Genomic DNA, 6,876 nt, shown 5'->3' on the forward strand with positions numbered 1-6,876 from the left:
CGGTGCGAAAAGGGATGGCCGGACCGTCTGCGACATCGGCTACGACCGGGAAGGCCGCCGCTCCCGCGACTACTTTCCGCACCTGGACACCCATTACCGCAACTTCGAGTATTCGGTCATGGACAACTGGCTGCGGATGGCGGGGAACAACATGTACACCCACGACAAGAACGGGTTTCGGTCCATCTGGAATCACGGCGGGCAGTACACGCTTTACGAATACGGCACGGATTACCGGCTCCTGAAGGCCGAGAAGCGCGAAACCGGGGAGGTTTTCGAGTTCACCCATGACGACCAGGGCCGCCGATCGGTCAAGTACCGCAACGGCCGACCCGTGGAGGCCTACCGTTGGCTGGACTTCCTGCGCCTGGACGGTTTCCACGACGGCGAGTCCGGCTACCGTTTCGCATACGGCGAAGGGGAGCGCATCCCCTACGCCATGCAGCGCGAGGACGGAGCCGTGGCCTACCTTTTCTACGATCAGGTCGGCTCCCTGCGCGTGGTTGCCAATGCTGACGGCGAGGTGATAAAGGAGGTCCTGTACGATCCCTTCGGCGGGATCATCGAGGACAGCAACCCCGGCTTCCGCATCCCCATCGGCTTCGCGGGAGGGTTGCACGATCGCGACCTGGGCTTCGTCCGGTTCGGCTGGCGGGACTACGACACCTTCACCGACCGGTGGACCGCGCCCGACCCGTTGGGCGACAAGGGCGGCGATCCGGACTGGTATGGCTACTGTTTGGATGATCCGGTCAATGGGGTGGACCCCATGGGGTTGTTCGCATGGGTCCCGCTTGCAGGAGCCGCGATTGGTGCAGGCTCCAATGCCTACGACAATTGGGATGATTGGAGAAGCGGCCAGATGAGCACAGGAGACTATGCCAAATCGGTCGGCTTGGGCGCTGCAACCGGCGCGGTGAGCACCATGGGCGGAGGTATGGGGTCAACCCTTCTGTTTGGTGGCGGCGCAGCTGCCTTGAATGAAGCCGGGAGCCAGTATATCAAGAAAGGCAAAGTCGATGATGTCGGGAAAGTTGCTGTATCTGGAATAAGTGGTGCTGCCGGCGGTGCGCTCGGAAAAGCAGGTAAGGCTGTTGGCAAAAAAATCGGCAGAATTACACCGCCCAAGACCATACCTCCCAAGCCGCTGAAAGATGCAAGTAACCTTGGAGGTGTTGTCGGCTCAACCTTTGGCAGTGAATACACCGATTCTTGGCTGAGCAAAGCCCTGGGAACCGAGAAGAGGGAAAAGTGACAGCAGGTCTCATCTTTTGGATTATTGCAAGCATTGTTTGCTCTGTTGGTGGAATCGTCTTCATACGAGAGTGGTATTACTCTCGGCATACAGACCTTCGCTCGTTTTCATGGAAACGGTGGTTCAACAAAGATGAAGGCCTGAACCCGCGTGAGAATCTTATCAACGGGATCATATCTATCATCATTGGTGCGTTTGCGACATCGGTCGTCCTGTCTTCACTCTAGATTCACCGATACGCCCGAGGCAAAAGCCTCGGGCGTATTCAATTGGTTGCGGCGCGTGTTCGGCGGAATCATCGAGGACACCAACCCCGGCCTCCGCATCCCCATCGGCTTTGCCGGAGGGCTGCACGACCCGGACTTGGGCTTCGTCCGATTCGGGTTCCGGGACTACGACACCTTCACCGAGCGTTGGACTGCGCCCGACCCGTTGGGCGACAAGGGCGGCGATCCGGACTGGTATGGCTACTGTTTGGATGATCCGGTTAATGGGAATGATCCGCTGGGGTTGTTTGCATGGCTGTCTCAAGTTCTTGCGAAGGATGCAGCCAATGAAATTGTCAACGCTTACGAAGCTCGAAAGGACGTTACATGGGGTGGAGAGGGGCGCTCCCTGCTTGATGGCCCCATGCATGGTAACTGGGGTGGGAAAAACTATAGCGGCGGGAAGACTGGCGGAGAGATTGGGGATGCCTCGCCTACCGACAGCTCGGACGTCCTGTACAAGCAACATGATCTTGCTCATGAGAAAATTAAAAACACACCGATTTTGGGTGATGTGAATAAGACGCAGCGCATGATGATAGACAAGGCGGACAAGGAATTGGTTGATGGCTTGCAGAAACTTGACAATGATCCCCAAAAGTGGCCGATGCCTCCCAAGAAAGGTGCAGAAAAGTCTGCATCCTGGTATAGGGATAAAGCAATATGGTGGTTCAAATGATTAAAAGTAACGAAGATGATTCAAGGGCTGAAATTATAGCAATGCTGCTGTGTGTTGCGTCCCTCTTGCCGTGGATCATCTATGTCTGGCGATGGGGTGGTCTGTTCAATTCGTTTGGTTCAGTTATTATAGTTCCGGTTTTGCCATGGTTTGTTTTGTTAGGTTTTTTTTTGAAGTATAGAAGGAAGCCCCTTCGATATTATTGGTGGGGATTAAGTTCAGCGCTCATCAGCTTGCCACTGCTTCTCCTCAATGGGTTTGTTTTTTTGTGTTGGGGGTTACACGGTTTTGCGCCATAATAGTTGAACTTCAGAATAAAGGCCGGAGCTTTCGCCCCGGCCTTTTCCTTTTTCGTTTTAATTCAGGCGCAGCCTAAAAGGTTCCATCGATCCGTTCGAGGGCGTTGTCGAGGCCGAGCGAGTGCAGATAGCGGGCTGTGGTGTTCGGGTTCTTGTGGCGCAGGATGTGCTGGATCAGGGACACCGGATGCCCCGCGTGGAAGAGTTCCGTGGCCGTCAGGTGCCGGATGGCATGGTAGCCAAAGGGCTTCACCCCGGCGGCGATGCAGGCGCGTCCCAGGAAACGGCGGCGGTCCACGAAGCGCTCCCCGTGCCCAGAGGATTTGGCCATATTAGTTGAGAGGTGGCCACTCTAGGGATACGCACGGATTACCGGCTCCTGAAGGCCGAAAAGCGCAAAACCGGCGAGGTCTTCGAGTTCACCCACGACGACCAGGGCCGCCGGGCGGTCAAGTACCGCAACGGGCAGCCCGTGGAGGCCTACCGCTGGCTGGACTTCCTGCGTCTGAACGGTTTCCATGACGGCGAGTCCGGCTACCGCTTCGCATACGGCGAAGGTGAACGCACCCCCTACGCCATGCAGCGCGAGGACGGAGCCGCACGTCCTATTGCCGCGGCCCCAATCGACATGGAGGACTTGGGACTTTTCTTGAAGACGGAAATAGGTCTCAATGAAATTTATAAAAAGTATTATTCCCGCCAAGATGGAGAATGCGGCAGGGCGTGCCGCTCTTCTTTTTATGAATGCTATATTGAGGACAACTGGCCACGGATAGAGCAATCCCTGCTCAAGACCAAAGATTCCTCGCTTCTCAAAATATTTCTGGATTTCATTGTCTCCGAGGAGAACTCGGCCGACGAGGAACCTTCTTTTATCCTTGGTAAAATCTATTTCCACAGAGCTTCAGGAATTGAAGCCCTTCTGGAATGGCACTCCGATGCGGACAAACAATGGGTAATCGATTCCATCGTTTGGGGATTAAAAAACCTGGCGGGCAAAGATGACCCCAACTGGGCGAAAACCGTTGAATTGCAACAGCGGATTCTGCGGTTTTCTCCTCAGCCCTTCATTGGAAAGCCGTAAACACGTCTTGCAACTCCACAGCTAGAAATTCCAGTCGCGGATGCGCAGATCGATCTTGGGGATGCCCTGGTAGGTGTCGATCTTGGGCGTGAAGGCGAAGCGGAGCATACGGCCCCGCAGGTCGCGGGGGAAGTCGTCCGCCGAACGCCAGGCCTTGCCGGGCAGGCGCGCGCCGGTCGTGGCGTCGGCCAGGGTCAGCTTGACGTGTTCGCGCTCGCGGCCGAAGAGGCGCACCTCCTCCACGGTCACGGGCGCGGAACCGAAGAGCGGCTCCGCGTTGCCCACGCCGTAGGGCTGGAGCAGGTCCAGCTCCTTGAGCAGGGTGTGGGTGATGGCCGCAAAGGGCAACTCGCGGTCCAGCTTGAGGGTGGGCGTCAACGGCTCCGGGCCCAGGGCGGCCTCCACCTGGGCGTGGAAGGCGTCGCGCAGGGCGTCGAGATCGCCGGGCAGAATGGAGAGCCCTGCCGCCTGCTTGTGGCCGCCGAACCCCTGCAGCACCCCGCTCATTCCCTTGAGCCCCTCGTGGAGGTCGAACTCCGGGATGGACCGGCCCGAGCCCTTGTAGAGCGAGCCGTCCTCGGCCGTGCACAGGATGAGCGTGGGCCGGTAGAACTTCTCCACCACGCGCGAGGCCACGATGCCGATGATGCCGGGGTGCCAGTGGTCCGCGTGCAGGACCAGGCCGAGACGGTCGGTCATGCTCGCGGCCTGGGTCATGGCCTCGTCCGAAATCTCCTGTTCCTGGCGGCGGCGCTCCATGTTGACCCGGTTCAGTTCCTCGGCGATGGGCATGGCCGCGTCGAAACTGTCGGCCAGGAGCAGGTCCAGGGCCCGGTCGGGGCCGCCCATGCGCCCGGCCGCGTTGATGCGCGGCGCGATGTTGTAGCCGATCTGCCCCGCGCCCAGCTCGGCCCCGCGCTCGTATTCGCTGACCACCTTGAGGGCGGCCATGCCGGGCCGTTTGGCCTCCTTGATGAGCAGCAGGCCGTTCTTGACCAGGATGCGGTTCTGGCCCGTGAGCGGGACCACGTCGGCGATGGTGCCGAGCGCCACCAGGTCGAGCAGCGGGCGGACGTCCGAGGGCGGGCCGGGCAGCCGCCGGTTCAGCGCACCCATGAGCATGAAGGCCACGCCTACCCCGGCCAGGTCGGCGCAGGGGTTGCCGGGCGCAAGGCCGGGGTCGCACACGGCGTGGCCCTCGGGCAGGACCTCGCCGGGAATGTGGTGGTCGGACACGACCACGACCATGCCCAGCTCGCGGGCGCGGGCCACGGGCGCGATGTCCGAGATGCCGCAGTCCACGGTGAGAAGCATGGTCGCGCCCTGGGCGGCCAGCCGCTCCACGCCCTCCACGTTCATGCCGTACCCCTCCTCCAGCCGGTTGGGCAGGTGGTGGAGCACGTCGATGCCGCGCGTGGAAAGGAACTGCTTGACCAGTGCCGTGGCGGTGATGCCGTCCACGTCGTAGTCGCCCCAGACCGCGAGCCTGCGGCCCGCCGCCAGCCCCTCGGCCAGGACGTCGGCCGCCTCCGCGAGGCCGGGGATGGTCTCGGGATCGACCAGGTGGCGAAGGCCGGGGCTCAGGAAGCGGTCCATGTCCCCCACCGAGGTCAGGCCGCGATTCCACAAAATGTCGATGATGAGCGGGGAAACCGAGAGCGCCTCCGCCATGGACTCGCGGTCCTGCGGCCGTCCCTCGCCTCTGGCCTTCCAGATGCAGGGCATTACGACAGCAGGCTCACGAATTGTTCGATGTCTTCGGACTCGGCCAGCTCCTCGGCGGTCTCCATGATCTCGTCACGGTCCACGCCCAGGTCCGGGCACAGGCTCTCCACCTTGCACACGGCCTTGTCATCGCCCTCTCCCCCCACGGCGTGGGCCGCGTGGTCGGCCAGGGCGATGAGCATGGACTCGCCGGAGTGGTCGGGCGAAAGCTCCGGGGCGTGGTGCCAGTTGACCGGCTCCACCAGGTCGGAGGGCAGGTCCCAGGACTTGAGCACCAGCGCGCCGACCACGGCGTGGTCCAGCCCCCAGTAGGCGTCCTCGGCCTCGGCGTCGGTCAGGCCCTCGTCCTCGGCCAGGTCGTGGATGGCCTGCCAGTCGTCGGGACGGCGCAGGGCGATGATCAGCTTGCCGATGTCGTGGAGCATGCCCACGGTGAACAGGGCGTCGGGCTTGCCCACGTCGATCATGTGCGAGAGCTCCTTGGCGATCATGGCCACCAGGAACTGGTGCTTCCAGTATTCGCCCAGGTCGAAATCCTCGGGGATGGGATAGCGGGAGGTCAGGCCGTGTATGCCCAGGGCGAGGACGATGCTGCGAATCTCGGCCATGCCGAGCACGGCGGCCGCGCGGGACACGGAGCGGACCTCGGCCTGGAGGCCGTAATAGGCGGAGTTGGCCATGCTGAGGATGCGGGTGGTCAGCCCCTGGTCCTTGCTCAGGGTCTGGCCCACCTGCTCCAGGGAGGCCAGGGAGCTGCCGCCCGTCTGGGCGAACAACTGGCCGAGCACAGCCGGTGAAAAGGGAAGGTCCTCCCGCATCCGGGGGAGCTCCCGCAAAAAGGCCTGTACGTTTTCCTGATGCATGCCGCTCCGCTCCTCGGTCCGCGCGCCCTCCGGCCGGGACCGCTTGGTTCGCCTATGCCGACTCCTCGTCGGCCTTCACGTACCCCTTGCTTTTGAGGAATTCCCAGAACATCCGGCTCTCCTTGAGCTCCGGGTTGATCTGCAGACTCCTGCGCAGGTACTCCTTGCACCCCTTCACGTTGCCCTTTTCCCAATAGCAGCGCGCGATGTTGTGCAGCAGGTGCTCGTCGTTCCTCACCAACTGCTCGGCCTTGAGGTAGTACTCCAGGGCCTGGTCGTACATCTTGTTCTTGCGCATGTTGATGCCGAAGTCGTTGAAGAGGTGCTTGTGCTCCTCCTCGAAGGCGGCGTCGAGCCCGACGAGGCGCTCGAAAATGTCGTTGGCCTTGGCCTGGTCGCCCCGGTCCAGATAGGTCAGGCCCAGGCCGAAGTTGGCGCGGACGTTCTCTTCGTCCACGGCTGTGGCCCGCTTGAACTCAAACTCCGCGCTGTAGGCCGCGCCGCGCTTGCGCAGCTCCTCGCCGCGCACGATGGTGTCGTTGAGCTCCTTCATGGCCGGATAGACCGTGCTCATGTAGAACTCGGGCTCGGGATTGAACTTGGAGAGGAATTCCTCGCGCTCCACCACCTGCTTGGGGCCGGAGGGCACGTAGTTGCAATTGAGGGGCTGGACCTCGAAACGGCCGTCGTCGAGCTCGCCGCCGC

General features: G+C 61.4%; 7 protein-coding genes. 3 read left to right on the forward strand and 4 right to left on the reverse strand.

Annotation, left to right across the window (positions count from 1 at the left end; all coding sequences use genetic code 11):
• Nucleotides 1-1,255, forward strand: a 1,255-nt coding sequence (locus tag PHP91_RS16745; protein ID WP_300143456.1) for an RHS repeat-associated core domain-containing protein, incomplete at its 5' end; no start/stop codon positions are given.
• 282 nt (nt 1,256-1,537) lie between these two features.
• The gene (locus PHP91_RS16750) at nt 1,538-2,200 is read left to right on the forward strand and encodes an RHS repeat-associated core domain-containing protein (RefSeq protein WP_300143515.1); all 663 of its coding nucleotides are present in this window, start codon (nt 1,538-1,540) and stop codon (nt 2,198-2,200) included.
• Nucleotides 2,201-2,572: 372 nt separating this feature from the next.
• On the opposite strand, the gene PHP91_RS16755 is transcribed toward PHP91_RS16750, so the two are convergent.
• Nucleotides 2,573-2,797, reverse strand: a complete 225-nt coding sequence (locus tag PHP91_RS16755) for a tyrosine-type recombinase/integrase (protein ID WP_300143518.1) — start codon at nt 2,795-2,797, stop codon at nt 2,573-2,575.
• Nucleotides 2,798-2,842: 45 nt separating this feature from the next.
• On the opposite strand from PHP91_RS16755, the gene PHP91_RS16760 reads away from it, so the two are divergent.
• Nucleotides 2,843-3,583 (forward strand): hypothetical protein, encoded by a 741-nt coding sequence (locus PHP91_RS16760; RefSeq protein WP_300143521.1) that lies wholly within the window; start codon nt 2,843-2,845, stop codon nt 3,581-3,583.
• Between the two features lie 21 nt (nt 3,584-3,604).
• Here the strand turns inward: PHP91_RS16760 and recJ are convergent, their stop codons facing one another.
• The 3 genes from recJ to PHP91_RS16775 all read right to left on the reverse strand — a co-directional run.
• Entirely contained in the window at nt 3,605-5,308 is a 1,704-nt protein-coding gene (gene recJ, locus PHP91_RS16765) for a single-stranded-DNA-specific exonuclease RecJ (protein ID WP_300143524.1), read from the reverse strand.
• Nucleotides 5,308-6,171, reverse strand: a complete 864-nt coding sequence (locus PHP91_RS16770; RefSeq protein WP_300143527.1) for an HDOD domain-containing protein — start codon at nt 6,169-6,171, stop codon at nt 5,308-5,310. Before PHP91_RS16770 ends, recJ begins: the two co-directional genes overlap by 1 nt.
• Nucleotides 6,172-6,223: 52 nt before the next feature.
• A partial coding sequence (locus tag PHP91_RS16775; protein WP_366141602.1) for a tetratricopeptide repeat protein occupies nt 6,224-6,876 on the reverse strand: 653 nt, incomplete at its 5' end.

The organism is Pseudodesulfovibrio sp. (assembly GCF_028692895.1).
Lineage (GTDB): Bacteria > Desulfobacterota > Desulfovibrionia > Desulfovibrionales > Desulfovibrionaceae > Pseudodesulfovibrio.